Consider the following 19,983-nt stretch of genomic DNA (forward strand, 5'->3'; position numbering starts at 1 on the left):
TCACGTGCACCAGTATGACATTTGATGACATGGTGCGGCGGCGGTCGCCCAAAGCACGAGCCGGAGCATTTTCGCTACGGGGTCCGGGCGCGGTGCAACCGGGTGCACGGCTTTTGGCCCTGAAGGGGCGGGGATGTCATTGATCACCTCCACCTGCCTGCCATTTCGTGCGAGTGGCCATAGAAGGGGCGCGGTGGGTTTGAATAGGTGCGCATTTCGAGATGCCCAGCGATCTGGTGCAACCGGGTGCAGCGGTGGGAAGACGATGGACCACGTCGCCACTGGCCTTTCGAGGTGCTCCTCACGTCGGCAGTGTTCGCCACAGTGGCGGAGTGAATGTGATCCAGGTCGGGGGCCGAGGCAGGTCGAGCTGGCGGCGGACTGATTTTGGGCCGATCGCTGCAACCGGGTGCACCGGGCAGCAATAAGGGCGACCCACGGGCCGCCCTTTGGGTACTTTCTGTAGGGTAGGGGGATCAGTTCGCCTCGTCTTCGCTGGCGCCGTCGAGGTCGTCGGCAAGAGCTTCGACGTCATCCTGCCTATCCTCGATTACAGTCAGGCGAACACCGAAGCGCACCCGAATCAGCTCGAGGGTCTCTTCCAGGGTGAGCGATAGGTTCTCGCACATAAGCGAGTATTCCGCGCAGGCGAAGGTCAGGGCCACGTTCAGGTCATCTGTGCCGGCCTGCTGCTTGGCCGCTTCGAGGGCGCGGGTGACCGTGGTGGCCTGGTCGTTGTGGAGGGAGAGGACGAGCTTGGTTTTTTTCGGCCTCGCCGAGGCGCTGCGGGTGTCGTCATTGCTTTCCATATAGTTCGCGCGGAGGTGCTCGATAAGCTCCCGGCGCGAGTGGGATTGCGCAAAGTCGGCCAGGGCGTCGAAGTTGTCCTTGTTGACGACGCGGACCAGCTCCTTGGCCTTGGACCAGCCCATGGCGGAGAGGCGCGCCTCGTCGAGGCCGAGCTTGGAGAAGCACTCGTAGATGCTGATCAGGTACCGCGCCTTGCGGTATTTCACGCCCAGCTCCTGCTCGATGTACTGCTGGAAGTCGCTCGTTCCAGAGTACCCAAGCGTGCAATGCAGATTGTAGCGCTGTATGTGCGAGAGAACGCCGCCGAGCGTGAAGTCGTCTCGGTCCTGGCGCTCAACCAACCTCGCCGCAGCCTTGAGCGGGTCCTCCCCGCGAAGCAAGGTGTCGATCGTCGACAATTGGCTTTCATCAGCAAGAGGCTTGTCGGAGTTGTGCTTGGGTGCCGCAATGTCGGCGTCTGCCACCTCTTCGAAGGGCGTGAAGAGAGCTGACGTGTTGTTATCGGCGGTGCTCGGCGTGATGAAGATGTCGTAGTTCATGGGTTCTATCCCTTTCCAAAGCACCTTGAGCGAGATCATCTTCCGCACGGAAAGCCGTTTGGGCTTCGTCAGCTGGCAATGATCGTGGGCGAGCCACGGACGCTTGCGGTGCGAGTTTGTCCTCGGTCTCCCTTGGTCGATGGATCATGCTGCTCAGCTTCGGCCGGGGGACATTGGTGGTCGTTCACTCTGGTGCAACCGGTTGCACCAGAGCGACGGCGGTCATCCTGAAACCATCACACGACAAAATCGGTCGTATGAAAATCAAGGCATCAAAAGAGGTGAGTAGTCGTACAGGTGGTCGGGGATTGCACCGCCCGCGTAGCCAAAGAGCTTGTCAGAGGCATAGAGCGTACGGGGCCGGAACGGTTTGATCTGCAGCGTGATGGCGACCGCGTCGCCGGAGCCGTGGTCCTCGATGTCGATGCCGGTCACGCCCTCGGCGTCCTGAAGGTAGGGTAGGGCCTCCTCGTGGCCGACGCCCTCGGGGAGGACGAACTTCACCCGGGCCGGCCCTTCGGTCCAGCGGCGGAGGAGGGCGGTCTCCTTGTCGTAGATCTTGGCCAGCGCCGGGGGCACCAGCCCTTCGACGACGGCAAGGCGCCCGACGGCCGCGGTCAGAGGGTCAAGGACGTCAGCGAACATGCGAGCGTAGATGATCTGACGCTTCGAGACCTCCGGAACGACGACCCGCGGAAGGCCGCGCTCGATGCCGAACTCGTCCCTGCAGAAGTCCAGCAGGGTGAAGTACCGGCCTACGCGGACGTGCTGGGGCCTGATCTGACCGTTGGCGTGGTACATGTTCTCGTTCGGGCCGCGGCGCCAATCGACGAAGTCCTGGAAGCCCAAAGGATGCTTGCTATGATCGCTTTTGCATGTGCAGTGCACGATCCGCTTAGGCTTCTCCTGAGTTCTGTTACGATGGCGGCGGTTCTCGATGATCGCGAAGCGAGGGTTGTTCCGCTTGACGGCTAGGCAAACCACTTCGGAGCCAGCATAGGTAATGATCCGCTCGAATGCGAGATCGCTGAACATTAACTCCTCGGCGAGCTTGATCGGTGAGCGCTCATGGTTGACCCAGTCGCGGAAGATGAAGTCGGCGGCCGCGCCATTCTCTTCGTTCCACCGGTGCGGACCCGCTGCACCGAGGCAATGAGGGCGATAGCCGGCGCTTATTGAGGCAACGCCCCAGGTCGCCATCATGGGCTCGATCAGTTCGGTGCAGAGCTGAATGCCATGATCTACGGCCTCTTCGGTCACCCCCTTCTCGAATGGCAACGGCTTGTAGGCTTCATACACGGCTGGGTCGTGCATGAAATCCATCATCAGCCAGTGCTTGGACAGGCGCAGGTTCTGATACATCGCTTTGCTCTACCGTTGCTTTCAGGTCTTGATGATCCAGTGTCCGGAGAGGTTGCGGGGGCGAGTTTCCGCGCCCCCACGCGCCTCGGTCTCGCTGGACACCAACCCCCAGCCGAGAGCCGCGGCGGGCTGAATGCCTGTGCCAGAGGCCACGCGGGAATAAGCATGAGTGTGGGACCTGATCTCGTCGGCCTGCCAGGAGCCGAACACGCGGAGGTCGTCAACGCTGGCGCGGCCACCGTGGTGGCCTCGGAAGAACTCACCACGACCTTCGGGGACGTTGAATGAGAGGAGGTCGTTCGCGCAGCCGAAGGGGGCGCAGATTGCCTTGTGGGTGCCGGACTGGGTGCCGGAGGTGGTGATCGGCGTGCCTCCCGGCGCGGTGGCGATGCGGAAGGAGTTGGTCGAGAGGCTGTCCGCGAGGACGTAATAGGTGGTGCCGGCGGTGATGCCCGTGGGCAGGGTGCCGGTCGTGGTGAACTTGACCGGGAAGTCGGCACCGAGGCCGTGGTTCGCCCAACTGACGGTCGCGTTGGTGCCGATGGTGATGGTCGCGGTCGCGCTCACCACCAGAGCCGCGAAGAGGGCGGGCTGGGCTGTGGCCAGATAGGAGGCGCCATTGCAGCGCAGCCACCCCGACGGGGGGCGCACGCCGGAGTACGGCGCCATGGTGCCGGCCGGGGTCGTGGCAGCGGCAAGGGCCGACGCGTCCGCCTTTTCGTTGAGGTCGTTGAAGAGGGCAGCCAGGTTCCCATTGATTATCGCGACGAGCGCGTCAATCTGCGTCGACGTATATACGCCGGCAACCTTGGCCGCCGCGAAGGCGTTGGTCGCGGGATTGAGCGTTCCGATCAGCGCGTCGTTCGAGCCGTTTGCGAGGTACAGCTCCCACGTGCTGGCGGACACGCTCTTTATCCAGACCATGCCATCGCGGACATAGGCCGGTCGACTGGTGCCGAGATGGCTCGAATAGGCCGCGTCTCGAACGCCCTGCAGGTAGTTGGCGAGGTCCGGCCCGCTGGTGACGGCTGGGTTGATCGGGTTCATGTTGAACTGTGTCATTGGCCTCTCCGTGCAACCGGTTGCAGCGCTTCCGGTCTTCCGCGGCGCCCAGTGCCCCGCGGGTGTGGGTTGTTGATGTCGCTTTGCCGGAACGAGCGGCCGATACAGCTGCCGGCGACGGTCGGATAGGTTTTCAGCCGTGGCGAGCAGTAGACGAAGACCCGAAGCGCATCGGCGTCCGGGCAACTGCACAGCCGAGGTTGGCAAGTTCAAAAAATGCAGCCGCCGCCAGAGTATTCAGCTGCGAACTGACATCCTCAAACTCTTCCAGGCTCATTCTGCCCGCCTCGCGAGATACATGGTCGAGCATTCCGGCCAGGCGGCTCAGGAGGCAGGCCACATCGTCGCGATAGGTCAGAAGAAAATCTGGGTCATCCACCGCCTCCTTGTCTCCCCGGCGCTTCGGCCGTGCCCGACCGTCGTGAAAGATCGAGAATTCGGAGAGGAATTCGTCAATAAGCTCGCGGCTTTTGGGAATTGCGAGAAGGTGATTGAGTTTCAGGCCGCCGAAGATCTGCGAAAGGCTTTGATCGAAGTGCAAGAGGTCGTTCACGCGCTCGATGCGGTCTGAGGTCTTGGTCATCATGATCTCCATCGTTGGGGGTGAGTTCTTTCGATAGCCGCCCCTGAGAGGGACGTCTGGACGCGGGCTTAACGGCTGGTGGGCGTCTGTTGTTTGTGGACGTATTAGGTTCTGGCTTCAGTCCTGGGCAGGAGCGGACGCGGTGGTGCAACGGGTTGCAGCACGCCGGCTCTCGATCGCGGCAACGACTGCGAGGCGTACGAACAATGATCGGTTGAGGCGCTGGCGGGGGTTCTTGGACTTCTCTATGGCGATAAGTTGGTCGATGTCGTCGATCATGTCAGGAGAGAATGAAATTCCGACAGTAATTTTGCGCTCCATCATGCTCTCCATTGACTATATAGTGCATTATTACTTTCAGATTTTCAAGAAAAAAGTCTTGATTGGGTTGACTTTTTTGCCCGCGGAAGGCGGCTGCTCGTGATTCGAGGCTGCGGCGTTCGGCCCTGGCTTTCTGCGCTCGACGGGAGGGGCTCACTTGTTGGTCCTCCCCTTGTAGAGCAGGCCGCCGGGCCTCTGCTGGTTCATGAGGATGCCGAGCACCTGCTTCTCGGTGGCCAGGGACACCTTCTCGGCGATCTGGTTGGCGAACTCCGCGTCCTTCTTGCGGTCGCCCGAGCTGCCGCCCTCGACCTTCACGCTGATGCCGCCGAGCGCCACGTTGAGGCGGTCTGCACCCGGTTGCAACGCGGAGCTGAGGGCGCCGATGCCGTCCGCCGCCCGGGCGCGCAGGGTGTCATAGCGCTTGCTCTCCGCCTCGGTCAGGACGCGCTCGCGTCGCTGCAGGATGGCCGGCACCTCGTTCGGCTTGAAGCCGGCGAAGCCGCCATTGTGGTAGCGCTGGGCGAAGGCGAACGCGGCCGCCGGCACCTTGCGATAGGCTGAGGCTGGGCCGCCCACCACGCCGCCGGTGTGGAACAGGCCGATGGATCCGCCCCCGCCAAGGCTTCCGAGCCCCTTCAGGATGAAGCTCATGACCTGCTGCAGGGCGCCGGAGAACTGGCCGAGCCCAGGCACCACGTTGGCGAGGGGGCCGACGAGCTGCGCCAGGTTCTGGCCCATCTGGCCGAACTGGGGGGTGATGGTCTGGGCCTGCTGCGCCGTCTGCTGGTAGCTTGTCGTGATCTGCTGCTGCGCCTGCTGGGCCTGCTGCACCTGCTGCTGGGTGCCGGTCTGGCTGATCTGCGTGAGCTGCTGCTGGGCCTGCTGCGCCTGGGCGATCTGCTGCTCCGATCCCGTCTGCTGGACGCGGGTCATCTCCTGCATCTGCTGCGCCCACGCCTTGTCCGGACCCTCGATGCCGAAGCGCTCGCCGCCGGAGGCAAAGGTCATCGGCCCGCCGGCGAAGCCCACTGTGCCCGACGCGTTGCCGGTCGCGAAGCCGGAGATGTTCGAGCCCTCGCGCACCTTGTTGAGCAGCTCGTCGTAGGCGACAGGGTTGGACTGGGAGACGTACTTGTTCGCCGCGTCGAAGGTCGACTGCGGGAAGTAGTTCTTGTCGCTGACCCACTCCCATGCCTGTTTGATGCCGTCGGAGAAGGTCGAGGTCCACCCGACGAGCTTTTCCCAGGCCGCGGAGGCAAGGTCCCCAACGCGCACGGTGTCGTCGCCCCATTGAATGGTCGCATTGCGGAGCTGATAGAGCGTCGCGACGAGCGCCACGGCCGCTCCCGCGAGCAGCACGACGGGATTGACCGACAGGGCCGCGTTTACCACGGCGCTGGCTGCCGCGATGGCGACGAGAGAAATGCCGACGCCATCTAAGGCCGCACTCGCAAGCTCCGCCGAGGTGGATCCAGATCTCAGGAAGGTCGAGATCGAGCTGATGGCGCCGATGGCGTCCTTGGCAATCTTGGTGAGTGCCAGGAGGCCTTGGCCGAAGAGGTCAACGGCCACCGCGCCAGCCTTCATGAAGGCCTGATCGCGCAGCATGTCCGAGACCTTGATGATGTTTTCGGCGAAGTTGGTGGACGCGCCGGTGGCCTTGTCCGCTTTGCCGATGAAGTCGAGCACGGCATTGCCCACCACCGCCCAGGCGCTGGACACCGTCTTGTTCATGGCGAGGAACTCGCGGTCGAGGGCGTCCTTCTGCGAGAGGAGGGCCTTCGCCACCTGCTCGGACGTGACCTTGCCCTGCTCGGCGAGGCTCTTCAGGGAGCCGACCGGCACCTTGAGTCCGTCGGCGATGGCCTGCGCGAGGCGCGGCGTCTGTTCGAGGACCGAGTTCAGTTCGTCGCCGCGGAGCGCGCCGGCGCCGAAGGCCTGGCCGAGCTGGAGGAGGGTGGCCGCATTCGCCCGGGCGTTGCCGCCACCGACCGTCAGCGCCTTCGAGACGCTGTCCGTGATCAGCAGGAGCTGGCCCTGGTTGAGGTTCAGGTCCGCTGCGGAGTTGGCGAGGCGCGCGTACAGCTCCACGGTGGAGCCGACGGCCACGCGGTTGCTCTGCGCCGACTGGAAGAGCTTCTCGTAGGTGTCGTTGAGCTGCTCCTGGCTGTCCGTCACGAGGCGCAGCCGGCTGATGAGGGTGTTGTAGTCGTCCGCCTGCTCGATAGCCTTGCCGCCGGCAAAGGCCGAGGCCGCGACGCCAGCCAGGCGCATGAGGGTCTGGGAGAGGCCGTTGGCCTGGTCGTTGGCGTGGCGGAGCGCACGGGCCATGCTGCTGAAGCCGCCCCCGTTCACGGCGCGTGTGTTGCGCACGACGTTGTTGACCGCAGCCGCAGCGTTGCGCGCGTTCTGCTGGAGGTTGGCAGCGGCGGAGGCGGCGGCATTGGTGCCGGTCGCCCCCGCTCGCATGCTGGCGCCGAACTGCAGGATAGCCTGCCGGGCAAGGTTCCTGAATTTCAGGACGAAGAGGATCTCGCGATTGGTCGGGGCCATGACAAGGCTCCCCAGCAGAAGCCTGCTGGTTTGAGGGGTTGATCCCTCCCGCGACTGCCAATCCGGCGAGCGAGTGCCTGGTTAGCGCTTGATGATGCCGCCGACCGCCGAGCCCGCATTGTTGCAACCGGTTGCAATGGGCGCAGCTCGCCGGGCGATAGCGCATAGCGCGACCCAGAAGCGAATATTGGCACCCCTGCTGAAAATTTTCAATTTAGAAAATGGGAATCAGCTGACTATCCGGAAGTCGCATGTTTCTGAGATGACATCTAAGTAAGCGATTTAGGGCTTGATTGATTTTGACCGTCGCCCCGGTGCTGGATTATTGGCCTGCATTCGGCGGCAATTTCAAGAAAGGGACCCTTTCGGCTTATGGCAGTGTGTTTTTGCGAAGCCTTCATGTCGTAGACGCCAATGTGCAAAAATGAGCCTAAGCGGACATCCAGCGGGTCCGCTATGGAGGCCCCGCCCTCCATAGCCTATACGTGCGCCGAGAGGGGTGTCAGCCCAGGAAACCCCTAAGCTGGCCGAGCAGTTCGGCCGGCGCTTCCTCCGGAAGGTAATGGCCGCAGGGCAGGCTGCCGCCGCGCACGTCCCGAGCTTTCTCGCGCCAGGTGGCAAGCACGTCGTAGGTGGAACCCACCACCCCCTTGGCGCCCCACAGCGCGAGGAGGGGAACGGCAATCCTGGCGTCGGCGTCCGCCGCATCGTGCACAAGGTCGATGCCGGCCGATGCGCGATAGTCCTCGCAGACGGCGTGCAGCGTCTCGCGCGTGTAGCACCGCCGATACTCGGCAAAGGCGGCGGGATCGATGGCGCCGGACGTCTTGTTTTGCTTGGCGATGTGGGTCTCGACATAGAAATCGAGATTGTTGCCGATCAGCGTCTCCGGCAGTGGCGCCGGCTGGATGAGGAAGAACCACCACATATAGCGGGTGGCGAAATCCTTCGTCACCTTGGCGTACATGGTGGCCGTCGGGGCGATGTCGAGCACCGCCGCCTTCGTCACCGCATCGGGATGGTCGAGCAGCAGGCGGTGCAGCACGCGCCCTCCGCGGTCGTGGCCCACTGCGGCGAAGCGGGCAAAGCCGAGCTGTTGCATCACCTCCACCTGGTCCTTCGCCATCTCGCGCTTGGAATAGGCGATGTGATCCGGTCCTCCGTCGGGCTTGGAGCTGTCGCCGTAGCCGCGCAGGTCGGTGACGACGACGGTGAAATTCCCCGCGAGTGCCGGCGCCACCTTGTGCCAGCAGACCATCGTCTGCGGGTGGCCGTGCAGCAGCAGGAGTGGCGGTCCGCTGCCGCCGACCACGGTGTTGATCTCGGCGCCCGAGGTCTTGATGCGCTGCTGGCGGAAGCCGGGAAGGAGCCTGGCAATGCCGGTGTCGTCCATGGGTCTGGTCTCCGTGGAGAAGGCTGTCCGCGGCAGGAGGCCGGCGCCCACCATGCCGGCAATCGAGGCGCCGGTGGAGAGGAGATTTCGGCGCGACAGGCTGTCCGGCCGGGTTTCAGGCAAGTTGGTGCGTTGGGTCATGGGCATTTGCTCCCTGATTTTTTTGTGGACCGGCGGTCAGTAGAAGACCTTCATCAGCAGCGTCGCGACGACGATCATGATGGCCCCGCCCACCCGCGTGGCGATCTGGGCGAAGGCCATCAGTCCCATGCGGTTGGAGGCGCCGAGAATGGCCACATCGCCGGTGCCGCCGAGGCCCGAGTGGCAGGCCGTGACGATGGCCGCCTCCACCGGGAACATGTTGAGCCAGCGGCCCACGACGAAGCCGGAGGTGATCATCGCCACCACCGAGGCAGCGCAGATGAGGATGTATCCGGGGGTGAATGAGGCGACCAGCTGCTGCCAGGAGACCAGCATGGCGCCCATGGCGACGAGAATGGCGAAGGTGAGGTTCGTCGACATGAAGCGGTTGATCTGGTAGGCGCCGCGCTCCATCTCCACCGGAAGCAGCCGCGACAGCTTGAGCGCGGTGGCCGCGAGGATCATCAGGATCGGCCCGGGAATGCCGGTGTGCGGCGCGAGCACCGTGCCGAGGATGAAGAGCGCGCAGGACAGGACGATCCCGCAGCCGAGCAGCGGCAGCTCAATGGCGCCGGCGGGCCCCTCCTGCTGCAAGAGGTCATCGTCTCCCGTGCGCACCAGAATGCCGTTACCGCTAAGCCCCGGCCGCGCGTCACCCAGCCGCGCCAGAAGGCCGGCGCCGACGATGGCCACCACATTGCCCATGAGCGCCGCCGGCACCATCTGCGCGACGAGTTCGCCCTGGGCACGGCCGAGCATTTCCGAATAGCCGATGGAGAGCGGCAGCACCCCTTCGGCCAGACCACCGCCGACGATGGGAACGATGATGAAGAAGAAGGTCTCCCTCGGGCTGTGGCCGAAGGCGAGGCCGACGAGGATGCCCGTCGCGATCGCGGCAAGTGTGCCCACCGTAAGCGGCACGAACATGCGTATGAAGCCTTGCACCAGCACCTTGTGGGGCATGCCGAGGATGGAGCCGGCGACCAGGCAGGCGATGAAGAAATACTGGAAATTTGCGGTTTTGAAGGTGGTGGCAATGGCCTTCATCGCCGCCTCGGGCATCAGCCCGTAGCCGACGATGGCCGAGGGCACAAACAGGCACAGGATGGCGGTTCCGCCGATCTGCTTCAGCACCGGGATCGTCTGGCCGAGTTTGCCGAGCAGGAAGCCGAGCAGCATTAGGACGGAAAGGCCACCGATGACGTCATTGGGCAGGCGCCCGCTCCACACCGCGCATGCTGTCACGACGGCGGCGCCCACATAGACCGGCCAAGGTAGTGGGCCGATGGAAAGGCCGCGCCGCAAGGGGGGAGCTCCCTCGGGGGCGCGGATTTCGGCGGCGGCAATAGCGTCAGACATGGTTCCCTCCGGGGATCGGCGTGTTTTCTCGTTCGGGCCACGCGGGTGGCCCGTTGGGCAGGCGGCAACGGATGGGACGGTTTAGGCGAGCCAGGGGTTCTCGGCGCGATGGCGGGCCTCGAACGCGCGTATGGAGTCGGCCTCCGCCAGCGTCGTTCCCACCGCATCGAGGCCGCGCAGAAGCGCCTCCTTGCGCAGCGGCTCGATCTCGAACGGGATCTCCTCGCCGGTTGCCACGATGGTCACGCGTTCGGCGGGCAGATCGATGCGCAGGCGGCTGGTCTCCGGCCGCGCCACCACCACGGCAATGCGCGCCACCACGGCCGGATCGAGGTTGATGGTGAGTAGGCCGTTGTTGCGGCAATTGTCATCGAAGATACCGGCAAACGAAGTGCCGATGAGCGCGCGAATGCCGAGCTGCGCAAGGCCCCAGACCGCATGTTCACGGCTGGAGCCGCAGCCGAAATTGGGGCCGACCACAAGAAAGCGCGCCCCCTCGTAACCCGGCCGGTTGAGGATGAACTCGGGCTCCGGCGCGCCGTCCGCCCTGAAGCGCAGCAGGTTGAAAACGCCCCGGTCGAGCCCGGCGCGGTCGATCCCCTTCAGGAACGTCTTCGGCATGATGACGTCCGTGTCCACATTGGGCAGAAGGAAGGGCGCGGCGGCGCCTTCCACGGTCACGAAAGGGAGCATGGCTCGGGCTTTCTGGCGGGTGCCGCGAGGCTGCGGACGTCGGTGATGCGGCCGGTGACTGCGGCCGCCGCCACCATGGCGGGGCTCATGAGATGGGTGCGCGCGCCCGCGCCCTGGCGACCTTCGAAATTGCGGTTGGTGGAGGAGGCGCAGCGGTCTCCGGGGGCCAGAACGTCGTCGTTCATGGCGAGGCACATGGAGCAGCCGGACTGCCGCCATTCGAAGCCCGCCTGCCGGAAGATTTCGGCCACGCCCTCCGCCTCCGCCTGCACCCGCACGGCGGTGGAGCCCGGCACGACGATAGCGCGCACGCCCGGCGCCACCGTGCGGCCGGCGAGCACCCGCGCGGCGTCGCGCAGGTCCTCGATGCGGGCATTGGTGCACGAGCCGATGAAGGCGTGGCTGATGGGAATGGCATCGAGCGGCGTACCCGGCCGAAGGTCCATGTAGGCCAGCGCCCGCTCGGCCGCCCGTCGCCGCGCGGGATCGCCCTCGGCCTCGGGCGCCGGGACACGCCCGGCCACCGGCGCCGCCTGGTCCGGGCTCGTGCCCCAGGTGACCATGGGCGCGACCTCCGCCACATCGAGGGTGAAGCTCTTGTCGAAGCGCGCGCAGGGGTCGGAGGCAAGGCCGGCCCACGCGGCCAGCGCCCGCTGCCACAGCGCCCCGCGGGGCGCGCGGGGGCGCCCATCCATGTAGCGGAACACCTTGTCGTCGGGCGCCATGACCGCGCCCCGCGCGCTGGCCTCAACGATCATGTTGGCGAGCGTCATGCGCTCCTCCACCGAGAGCGCGACAAGCGCCGGTCCGTCGAATTCCACCGCATGGCCCACCGCTCCGTCGGCGCCGATGCGGCGGATCAACTCCATCACCATGTCCTTAGCGGTGACGCCGAGACCTGCCGCGCCATGAAGGGTGATGCGCATGGTCTTCAGGCGGCGGTAGACCAGGGTCTGCGTCGCCAGATAGTGCTCGATGTCCGAGGTGCCGATGCCGAAGCCGAGCGCGCCCAGCGCGGCATAGGAGGTGGTGTGGCTGTCGCCGGCCGCCACCACCATGCCCGGCAGCACCAGCCCCTGCTCGGGTGCTACCACGTGCTCGATGCCCTGGCGAGGGTCCAGCACGTCGATCAGCTCGATGCCGAAGTCGCGGGCGTTCTGCGCGAAATAGGCGGCCTGCCGCGCCGCGCCGGCATCGGGCATCACCGCCGTGCGATGCGGGGTCGTGGGGTTGACGTGGTCCACCACCATCAGCGCAGCGGCCGGGTTCCACACCTTTCGGCCCGCCTCACGCAGGCCGGTGAAGGCCTGCGGGCTGGTGTATTCGTTGAGGATGGTGCGATCCACATAGAGCAGCACCCGCCCCTTGTCGTCGAGCGCCCGCACCGTGTGGGCGTCCACGATCTTGTCATACAGCGTGCGGGGCCCTGCCATGCTCGCTCCCTTTGTGACGGTTGTGGCGTGGAGCATGGCGAAGGAGGCGGGGTCACATCCAATGCCGGCTGGCTATATCGTTATGCGCCCCGCGCATCACGAACCGGGATATGACGGCGGCAACGCCGCGATGATGGCGAAAACCGGAGGTGGCCCCATGGAGATCGCGTGGCTGGAGGACTTCCTTGCCGTGTCGGGGTCGGGCAGCTTCTCCCGCGCCGCGGAGGAGCGGCACATCACCCAGCCGGCGCTGAGCCGGCGGATCCGCGCGCTGGAGGAATGGGTGGGCACGCCGCTGTTCTTCCGCACCACCCACAAGGTGGAACTGACGCCGGCCGGGGACAGCTTCCGGCAGTCGGCGGAAGATGTCTTGCGGCGCCTCGCGGTCGGCCGCTCCATCGCCCGAGAGCAGGCGAGCGGGAGCATCGAGCAGTTGCAATTCGCCGCCACCAATGCGCTGGCGCTGACCTTCTTTCCCGGCTGGCTGCGCACCGTCGAGCACCGGCTGCCATTCGTCGCCAACATTCATCTCGTGGCCAATCACATGGTGGCCTGCGAGCGCCTGATGCTGCAGGGGCAGGCGCAGTTCCTGCTCGCCCACCACCACCCGGCCGCCGATACGCTGCTGACCCCGCGCCAGTTCCTGTCCCATCCCGTGGGTGTTGACGTGCTCATCCCCGTCTCGGCTCCCACGGAAGCGGGCGACGGCCCGTCTTTCCCCTTGCCAGGCACGGAGGAGCACGCTCTGCCCTATCTCTCCTACCGGCCGGAATCCGGCATGGGTCGCATCATCGCAGCGGTGCACGAAGCTGCGCCGGAAAAGGCTTTCCTCCGGCCCTGTTTCGAGTCTCATGTGGCCAAGCTGCTGGTAACCATGGCGGTGGAGGGGCGAGGGTTCGCTTTTCTCCCGAAGAGCCTCATCGGCGAGGAACTGGCGCAGGGCACGCTGGTCCGCGCCGGCGACACCACATGGGACATCACCATAGAGATCCAGCTCTTCCGACCGCGCACGCGTCTTTCGAGCACCGCCGAGGCCTTCTGGACCGCCGTTGCCGGTGGTGGAACTGCGGACCGCCGATAGTGGCCCTGCGAGTCGCCGCCGACCGGTCGCGCACTTGCGAGCAGAGTATTCACTGACGTGTTTCCTCATGGGGCGGTCTGGCTAGGCCGCGGCTCGGTTCGTCCGCGGCGTTCGTCGAATGGCAGGCCGTTCAATGCGACTTCCGAGCAACCAAAGGCGGCGGGCCGGATCTCAGTTTTCGGAAGCTGAAGGTCATGCGAGCGCAATAGCCATCGAGCGGCGACCCCGAGGTCCGGAGACTCCGGTGCCGTCCCAGAACACCAGCTTCACCCGGTCCGCCCGCTTGGCCCGGAACACGTACACCGTGCCGGAGAACGGATCCTCGGCACTCGATTTAAGCGTAAGCTCTGAAATCGTCATATGTCCAAGCCCTCCAGGCTCGGAACATCACCCCCTCAACCTCGCCGGCGAAAGGTGGGGTCAGGGCTCTGCTTACAAGAAGGGGGCGCTGATGATCGTTGCATGGGACGCTCCCGGGGCGGGCTGACCACCGAAATCCATGCTCTGGTTGATGCCGAAGGGAGGCCGATCCATCTCATGCTGACCGCCGGACAGGCCGGCGACGCACCGGTCGGGCGCGAGTTGCTGGCCCGTCTCGCACCCGGTGGTATCCTTCTCGCCGACAAGGCCTACGACACCGATGCCATCCGAGTTGAGACGGCGGAGCGCGGCGGATTTGCCAATGTGCCGCCCCGCACGATCCGCAAGCGCACCTTCGCCTTCAGTCCGTGGCTCTACCGCCAAAGGAACCTTGTCGAGCGCTTCTTCAACAGGATCAAGCAAATGCGAGGCCTCGCCAGCCGCTACGACCGGCGCCCCGACAACTTCCTCGCAGCACTCAAGCTCGCCGCCGTCCGCATCTGGATCAATGCATTATGAGTCCGCTGCCTAGGCCGATCCGAAAAGCTGCTCTCCGCTCACCCAGGTCTGCGAAATCTTGATCTTCATGATTGCGTCGGGCGAAACCTTGAACGGGTCCTGCTCCAGCACCACCAGATCCGCTTCCTTTCCGGCCTCCAAACTCCCGATGCGGTCGCCTTGGCCGATCTGCGCGGCGGCCGAGGCGGTGACCGCGCGGATCGCCTCCTCGACACTGATCGCCTGATCCGGACCGATGACCGAATTGTCCACCTCGCAGCGCCGCGTCACCGCGGTCTGGATGAGCCGCAGCGGGCCGGCCGGCGAGCATGGATGGTCGGTGTGCAGCGTGAAGCGCAGCCCCTCTCTCAGGCAGGCCCCAGCGGGATCCATGAACGCGGTCCGCTCCGGCCCGACGAGCAGGTCGCGATAGGCCGCGCCGTAGAGGAAGACATGGTTCATGAGGAAGGTCGGCTCGACCCCGAGCGCTTTCATGCGCCTCAGCTGGTCCGGCCGGGCGAGGGTTGAGTGTTCGATGCGATTGAGGCCGCTCGGCGGGTTGGCGCCATAGGCCGCCTCGATCGCGTCGAGAGAATAATCGACGATGGCGTCGCCGTTGCAGTGAATCTGGATCGGCCAGCCGGACGCCTTGGCCGAGGCGACCATGGATTTCAGCTCTTGTGGCGTGTAGTTGGGCGCACCTTTCCAGTCGCCGCCGAGATAGGGGATTGTCTGGGCCCCGGTCTTGGTCTGGTTGGAGCCGTCGCCGATGATCTTGATGCCGAAGAGCGAGAAGCGCGAGTTGGGAAACAACGTCGCGGCGGCGCCGTGGCCGAGGTTCCGATAGGTATTGGCGGCATCAAGGTCGTTGATCATCAGGCTGGCGCTCAGCCGGCCGGTTCCGCTCCCCGTCAGCTTGACGAGCCCTTCGATCCAATGGGGCTGCACGGTGCCCGGCTCATGGGTCGTGGTGTTGCCGAGCGCTGCGCTCGCCTTGAAATAATCCGTCATGGCCTTGGCGAAGAGCGCCGGCGTGACCGTCGGCAGGCCATGGGGCACGAACTTCATCAGGGCGCTCTCTTCGTAGATGAGCCCATTCAATTTGCCGTCCGGCCCTCGGCCGAAGCTTCCGCCCCCCGGCAGGGGGCCGATATCCTCGGGGATCTGCGCGATCCTGAAAGCGGCCGAGTTGGCGGCCGCGTCATGCATGTTGATGTACCAGACCAGGATCGGCCGATCCTTCGAGACGCCGTCCAGTTCTGTCATGGACAGGCCGCCGCCCTGCAGCAGGTTGTCGAAATTGTAGGCCATCAGCCACTTGCCGGGCGGCAGCTTGGCGTCGAGCGCCTTGAGGCCGGCGATCAGGTCAGCCCGCGTCGGATAGATGTCATAGCCCACATCGACGAGCAGTTCGGCAAACAGCGCCGCAAAGCATGTGTGCTGGTGCGGATCGATGAATCCCGGCAAAAGGGTACGCCCATCGAGGTCAATGATCCTGGTGGCGGACGTCTTGAGACCCGCAATATCGGACTGCGAACCGAGTGCGACGATGCGTCCGGCCCGGATGGCGATCGCCTCGGCGCGCTTGGGGCCGGTGGATGCCATGGGAATGATCGTGCCGCCCTGAAAGATCATGTCCGCGCCGGCTGGTGCTTCGGCATGGGCGCCCCCGGCCGATACGCCGAACCCCGCCGTGCCGGCTACCGCTCCGGCGAAGGCCATGAACGCCCGGCGTGAGGGGCCGTCGCGTCCGTCCGTGCCGGCTCCAGATTGGGCCCAGCCCGTGAAGAGGCTCTTGTTGGTAAAGAGTGTTCCGACACAGAAGCGGCACATGATCTGCCTCGACCCTTTTGCTGGCGCGGATGCGCGCCCATTTCTTCTGAAGCCGGATATGGCTTCGCCTTTCGGGTCTGTCGAAAGGCTCCGGACGGGCTGATCTCGGCCGGGCCTGCCGACCGGCGTGACCGGCGCGTGCCCTAGCCGAGAAGCCCTCGCAAAGCGCGTGTGATCGGCACGACGATGACGCTGGTGCCATGGTGGTCCAGGGCTCCTTTGAAGGCGCCGGCAAGCTCTTCGGTGGTCTCGGCCTTGCTGGTGTTGGCGCCATAGGCCTTGCCGAGCGAGACGATGTCGAGGCCGGGGAGGTCGAGGCCGGGCACGTTCGGCGTGTTCTCGAGCTCGGCGAACTCCTTCAGGATCCCGTACTCTTCATTCTGGAGAACGACGTAGATCAGATGCGCCTTCTGCTGGACACCGGTGTAGACGCCCTGGATCGAATACTGGAACGACCCATCGCCCATGACACAGAGCACCGGACGGTTGCGGCCGCTCTGGCGCTCGGCCAGGGCAAGGCCGACGGCGGCCGGCGTGGTCCAGCCCAGGGCGCCGGACGCGAAGGCGTAGGAGACGTCGGGCTTGCGGACGCGAATCTGGTCCTGCAGTTGAGGGATGTTCGAAGGCGATTCTTGGGTCAGCACGAAATCATCCGGCAGCAGCGCATTCAGCGTCGCATAGACGGCGGCTGGTGTGAGCGGCAGTTCCCCGGTTGGAGTCTGCGGCGGCTTGCGCAAAGGCCCGCCCGCGAAGGCCACGCGAGCATTCACCTGCGGCAGCAGCGCCTTCAGGAACAGGCCGGCGTCGCTGACCAGACTGTCGCCGATCGCCGCCTTGGATGCGGCATCGGGGTCGTCCGTCACCTGGAGAAGTTCCGCCCCTTCCGGAAGGTATGAACCGGGGACATAAGGGTAATAACGGAATACGGGAGCGCCGATCACGACGATCAGGTCATGCCCTTTCAGCAGGGCGCTAAGGGGAGCGATGGCCGGCGGCAGCGGACCGGCAAACTGCGGATGTGTCTCCGGGAAGGGCGGTCGTTCGCAGAAGGGGGAGGCCCAGACCGGAACGCCGAGTCGCTCGGCAAGCGCGATGCCGTCCGCCCAGACATCGGCACCGCCACGGGCCATGTCGGCGCCGTAGACGAGGACCGGTGCCATGGCCGCGTTGATGCGTGCGCCGAATTCGGTGACACGTGCGGGATCAGGACCGACGCGGGTCGAGACCGTGCGCAGGACGTCGGTCGCGTCCATGGGCTGGTCCCAGTCGTCGAGAGGTAGGGAGAGGTAGACCGGGCCGGCTGGCTGCTGGACGGCGGTGGCGTAGGCCCGCATGAAGGCTGCCGGAATGTCCTGGGCACGGGCCGGCTCATAGGCCCATTTCACCCAAGGGCGTGGAAGGCTCGTGGCGTCGATATTGGTCAGCATCGGCTCGATCAGCAGCATGTCGCGGGTCTGCTGCCCCGCCGTGATGATGAGCGGGGTCTTGTTCAGATAGGCGGTGAGGATCGCGCACATGGCATTGCCCGTGCCGGCGCCGGTGTGAAGATTCACGATCACTGGCTTGCGCAGCCCCTGCGACAGGCCGTCAGCGAGGCTGACAACGCTCGCCTCCTGCAGGGCCATCACGTAGTCGAAATCCTTGGGAAAGTCCTTGAGGAACGGTTCCTCGGTGGAGCCGGGATTTCCAACGATCGTGGTCAGACCCAACCTGCGCAGGAGATCGAATGTGACATCCTTCACCGTCGACATGGCTTCCCCCAGGTCATGAGCGTTCGCTTGTGAATCGGCAGACCAGCTATAGCTAGACTATGGCACACGTTCCCGGCATCCCGGAAGCGCCCGGAGAGTTGGACAGGATACGATGACGATGGGCGCGACAGCAGAATTCCTGCGCATCGATGGCATCACCACGCCGCGTTTCACCAGTGGCGATCTCGTCGCGGTGCTCGGCCTCAACGGATCGGGCAAGTCGAAGCTGCTCAAGCGGATGGCCGGCCTTCTCGAAGGCCCCGAGCGGGTGGAAATTTCCGGCGCGGGCCGCGCCGATATCGGCTACCTGCCCCAAGACCTCCCGTCACCTGCGGGCCTCACCGTCTACGAATCCGTTCTCCTCTCCGCGCGGCGCGATGCGGGCTGGAGTGTCCCAGCCGCGGAGCTGTCCCGCGTGGAGGCGACGCTGGCGATGCTCGCCTGACGCTGCTCGATTGCCGGTGCAACTGGTTGCAATTTGTTGACGGAAGGGGAGCGCCCCTGCCTCAACCGGTCGCCCCCATGTTTGTCGAGGCTCATGGCTCAGATTGCGGTTTTAGCCCTCTGTTGGTGAGGGAGGTCTGAGGCATTTCCGTGGGTGCGAACTGCATAGAGTGTCATGCGCAGCCATTCTCAACGCAGCTGCAATCTGCTACACAAAATGACTACATCGGCGTGGAGCAGGCGACACTAAAGGTCTTGAAATAAAAGGAAATCGGCGATCTGGGTCACAGTCCCTCTCTCTCCGCCAGTTTCCCCTTAGGTGCCTGATTTTCCTGGCGCCAATCGGCCAGCACGTTCGCGCAGCCCGTCTTTGGTACAGCAAGACGGTACAGCACGGTGGCCAACTACAAGCTTCCCCATCTTGTGAGAGGGCGTGCCGCCTATCCCAGCATCACCTTCGCGAAGGAGCGCTCTTGGAGAGAGTTCCTGGTGCTCCCCGGCGATCACCTGAAAGAGCGCGAACATTTGGAATATCCAGACCTGGAGTTCGTTCGCTTCTGCATTGTCAGGCGCTGGCCGAGCGCATCGACACGGGAATTCGATGTCCTCCTTCCCCGGCTCACCCTGCTGCGCTCGTTCTATCGGGCGTGGCTTGCCTGCCACGATGATGACCCGCAGCGTCTCCGTGAGGAATGGACCACATTTGGTGAAGGCGAGTTGACGCCGTTTCGACGCTCGGACTTTCTTTCTTGCTTGGTGCACGGCGAAGGCTACGCTGGCCAATAAATCCGCTTCAACGGCAACAGTTGTTGTGTCTCGATGTCCAGGCGATCGAAATTTTGGATCACCGCTTCGACCAAGTCATCAATCGTCATCAATGAGAGGGGGATGCTCGCGCGCTCGGCTTCGTAGAGAGCGTCCTTGGAGAAGCCCCCGGTCGAGACATAGAGTCCCTTGTCTTGCGGATGGCGGCCGCCAAGGAAGCTGCGGATGGCCTGTGCTCCTATTGCGCCCTGACGATGCTTCACTTCTACGACGATGCGCGGTGCTTCGAAGCCGAACCCGTCTGGCGAGGCGACGATATCCTTGCCCCGATCAGCTCCGGCCGGCGACACTCGCGTCTTGTAACCCATGGCGCGCAGCAGGCCGGCTACGAGTTCCTGAAGGTCCGACCAGTCCAGCGCGTGGACGCGGTCCTTGGTGAACTCGATCGCTTTTTCCAGAATGTTCTTGAAAACATCATCTTCGGCAATCTCTGCCGCTGCGTCCTTGATTGCGGGCTTTTGCGATTGCAGTGCCCGCAGAAGGTCTTCGATTACCTCGACCGACAATTGGAACAGCGTCGAGATCGCTCCCAGGCTGTTGCGGCTGCGCGCGGAGAGAAGGTCGCGGGAAACCTCGCCCTGCCACTTCACCGATCGCACATTCGGATCATCGACATCGACGCTTGGATCCCAGCGATAGTCCCCTGCGACCTCCCCGACGAGGTAGACCCGCCGACCGGGATCATAGGTGACCACCCGATCCCCCACCTTCATTTCGCTGCGAAAGCGATGGAGCTGTCCGGTCGCCATGGCGATGGCCTGCGGCTTCCACTCAGGCCAGGTTGCAGCCACGCGGGTGGCGATCTTGTCGCGTGTCTTGAGGTCCGCGAGCGAACCGATCTCGCCCCAGCCGATGGCGATCGCGGACTTTTCCTTAAACGCGTCGTAGAGACGGCCCCCGCGCTCGGCGCGCACCACCCAAGCCTGCTTCATCAAATCA

The 19,983-nt window shown here is 64.7% G+C and carries 17 protein-coding genes and 1 pseudogene; 4 read left to right on the forward strand and 14 right to left on the reverse strand.

Features of this window, described 5'->3' with window-relative positions; translation table 11 throughout:
• Nucleotides 1-476: 476 nt before the first annotated feature.
• The 10 genes from A37E_RS0113045 to leuC all read right to left on the reverse strand — a co-directional run bounded on the left by A37E_RS0113045 (nucleotide 477) and on the right by leuC (nucleotide 12,252).
• On the reverse strand, nucleotides 477-1,349 hold the full coding sequence (locus A37E_RS0113045; RefSeq protein WP_156026309.1) for a hypothetical protein: 873 nt from the start codon (nucleotides 1,347-1,349) through the stop codon (nucleotides 477-479).
• Between the two features lie 264 nt (nucleotides 1,350-1,613).
• Nucleotides 1,614-2,711: a hypothetical protein gene (locus A37E_RS0113050; RefSeq protein WP_029556989.1), complete on the reverse strand. Its 1,098-nt coding sequence runs from the start codon at nucleotides 2,709-2,711 to the stop codon at nucleotides 1,614-1,616.
• Nucleotides 2,712-2,732: 21 nt separating this feature from the next.
• A complete protein-coding gene (locus tag A37E_RS25970) occupies nucleotides 2,733-3,773 on the reverse strand; it encodes a phage tail protein (protein ID WP_029556990.1) in 1,041 nt (346 codons plus the stop codon).
• 133 nt (nucleotides 3,774-3,906) lie between these two features.
• Nucleotides 3,907-4,359 (reverse strand): hypothetical protein, encoded by a 453-nt coding sequence (locus A37E_RS0113060; protein ID WP_197022970.1) that lies wholly within the window; start codon nucleotides 4,357-4,359, stop codon nucleotides 3,907-3,909.
• A 114-nt stretch (nucleotides 4,360-4,473) separates the two neighbouring features.
• Nucleotides 4,474-4,680, reverse strand: a complete 207-nt coding sequence (locus A37E_RS0113065) for a hypothetical protein (protein WP_197022971.1) — start codon at nucleotides 4,678-4,680, stop codon at nucleotides 4,474-4,476.
• A gap of 150 nt (nucleotides 4,681-4,830) precedes the next feature.
• Entirely contained in the window at nucleotides 4,831-7,233 is a 2,403-nt protein-coding gene (locus A37E_RS25975) for a tape measure protein (RefSeq protein WP_051678996.1), read from the reverse strand.
• Between the two features lie 502 nt (nucleotides 7,234-7,735).
• The gene (locus A37E_RS0113075; RefSeq protein ID WP_029556994.1) at nucleotides 7,736-8,626 is read right to left on the reverse strand and encodes an alpha/beta hydrolase; all 891 of its coding nucleotides are present in this window, start codon (nucleotides 8,624-8,626) and stop codon (nucleotides 7,736-7,738) included.
• A gap of 177 nt (nucleotides 8,627-8,803) precedes the next feature.
• Nucleotides 8,804-10,126, reverse strand: coding sequence for a 2-hydroxycarboxylate transporter family protein (locus A37E_RS0113080; RefSeq protein WP_081837571.1), 1,323 nt, complete (start codon nucleotides 10,124-10,126; stop codon nucleotides 8,804-8,806).
• Between the two features lie 81 nt (nucleotides 10,127-10,207).
• Nucleotides 10,208-10,819, reverse strand: a complete 612-nt coding sequence (gene leuD, locus A37E_RS0113085) for a 3-isopropylmalate dehydratase small subunit (RefSeq protein ID WP_029556996.1) — start codon at nucleotides 10,817-10,819, stop codon at nucleotides 10,208-10,210.
• The gene (leuC, locus tag A37E_RS0113090) at nucleotides 10,804-12,252 is read right to left on the reverse strand and encodes a 3-isopropylmalate dehydratase large subunit (RefSeq protein ID WP_051678997.1); all 1,449 of its coding nucleotides are present in this window, start codon (nucleotides 12,250-12,252) and stop codon (nucleotides 10,804-10,806) included. Before leuC ends, leuD begins: the two co-directional genes overlap by 16 nt.
• 157 nt (nucleotides 12,253-12,409) lie before the next feature.
• Between leuC and A37E_RS0113095 the strand changes: the two genes are divergently transcribed.
• Entirely contained in the window at nucleotides 12,410-13,333 is a 924-nt protein-coding gene (locus A37E_RS0113095; protein WP_029556998.1) for a LysR family transcriptional regulator, read from the forward strand.
• A 192-nt stretch (nucleotides 13,334-13,525) separates the two neighbouring features.
• On the opposite strand, the gene tnpB is transcribed toward A37E_RS0113095, so the two are convergent.
• Complete coding sequence (tnpB, locus tag A37E_RS26440) at nucleotides 13,526-13,693, reverse strand: IS66 family insertion sequence element accessory protein TnpB (protein WP_081837572.1); 168 nt, start codon at nucleotides 13,691-13,693, stop codon at nucleotides 13,526-13,528.
• A gap of 75 nt (nucleotides 13,694-13,768) precedes the next feature.
• On the opposite strand from tnpB, the pseudogene A37E_RS0113105 reads away from it, so the two are divergent.
• Nucleotides 13,769-14,212, forward strand: a pseudogene (locus A37E_RS0113105) (IS5 family transposase); the annotation flags it as partial.
• Between the two features lie 9 nt (nucleotides 14,213-14,221).
• Here the strand turns inward: A37E_RS0113105 and A37E_RS0113110 are convergent.
• A complete protein-coding gene (locus tag A37E_RS0113110; RefSeq protein WP_038193064.1) occupies nucleotides 14,222-15,913 on the reverse strand; it encodes an amidohydrolase in 1,692 nt (563 codons plus the stop codon).
• A gap of 254 nt (nucleotides 15,914-16,167) precedes the next feature.
• Nucleotides 16,168-17,775 carry a benzoylformate decarboxylase gene (gene mdlC, locus A37E_RS0113115; RefSeq protein ID WP_029557001.1) on the reverse strand — a complete coding sequence of 536 codons (1,608 nt, stop codon included), beginning with the start codon at nucleotides 17,773-17,775 and terminating at the stop codon, nucleotides 16,168-16,170.
• Nucleotides 17,776-17,893: 118 nt separating this feature from the next.
• On the opposite strand from mdlC, the gene A37E_RS0113120 reads away from it, so the two are divergent.
• Both A37E_RS0113120 and A37E_RS26900 read left to right on the forward strand, forming a co-directional pair.
• Entirely contained in the window at nucleotides 17,894-18,220 is a 327-nt protein-coding gene (locus tag A37E_RS0113120; RefSeq protein WP_051678998.1) for an ABC transporter ATP-binding protein, read from the forward strand.
• Between the two features lie 395 nt (nucleotides 18,221-18,615).
• A complete protein-coding gene (locus A37E_RS26900; RefSeq protein WP_156026311.1) occupies nucleotides 18,616-19,005 on the forward strand; it encodes a hypothetical protein in 390 nt (129 codons plus the stop codon).
• On the opposite strand, the gene A37E_RS0113125 is transcribed toward A37E_RS26900, so the two are convergent.
• Complete coding sequence (locus A37E_RS0113125; protein WP_029557003.1) at nucleotides 18,990-19,976, reverse strand: restriction endonuclease; 987 nt, start codon at nucleotides 19,974-19,976, stop codon at nucleotides 18,990-18,992. The genes A37E_RS26900 and A37E_RS0113125 overlap by 16 nt on opposite strands.
• Nucleotides 19,977-19,983: the final 7 nt, after the last annotated feature.

Origin of the sequence: Xanthobacter sp. 91 (genome assembly GCF_000702385.1) — a bacterium.
Taxonomy (GTDB): domain Bacteria; phylum Pseudomonadota; class Alphaproteobacteria; order Rhizobiales; family Xanthobacteraceae; genus Xanthobacter; species Xanthobacter aminoxidans.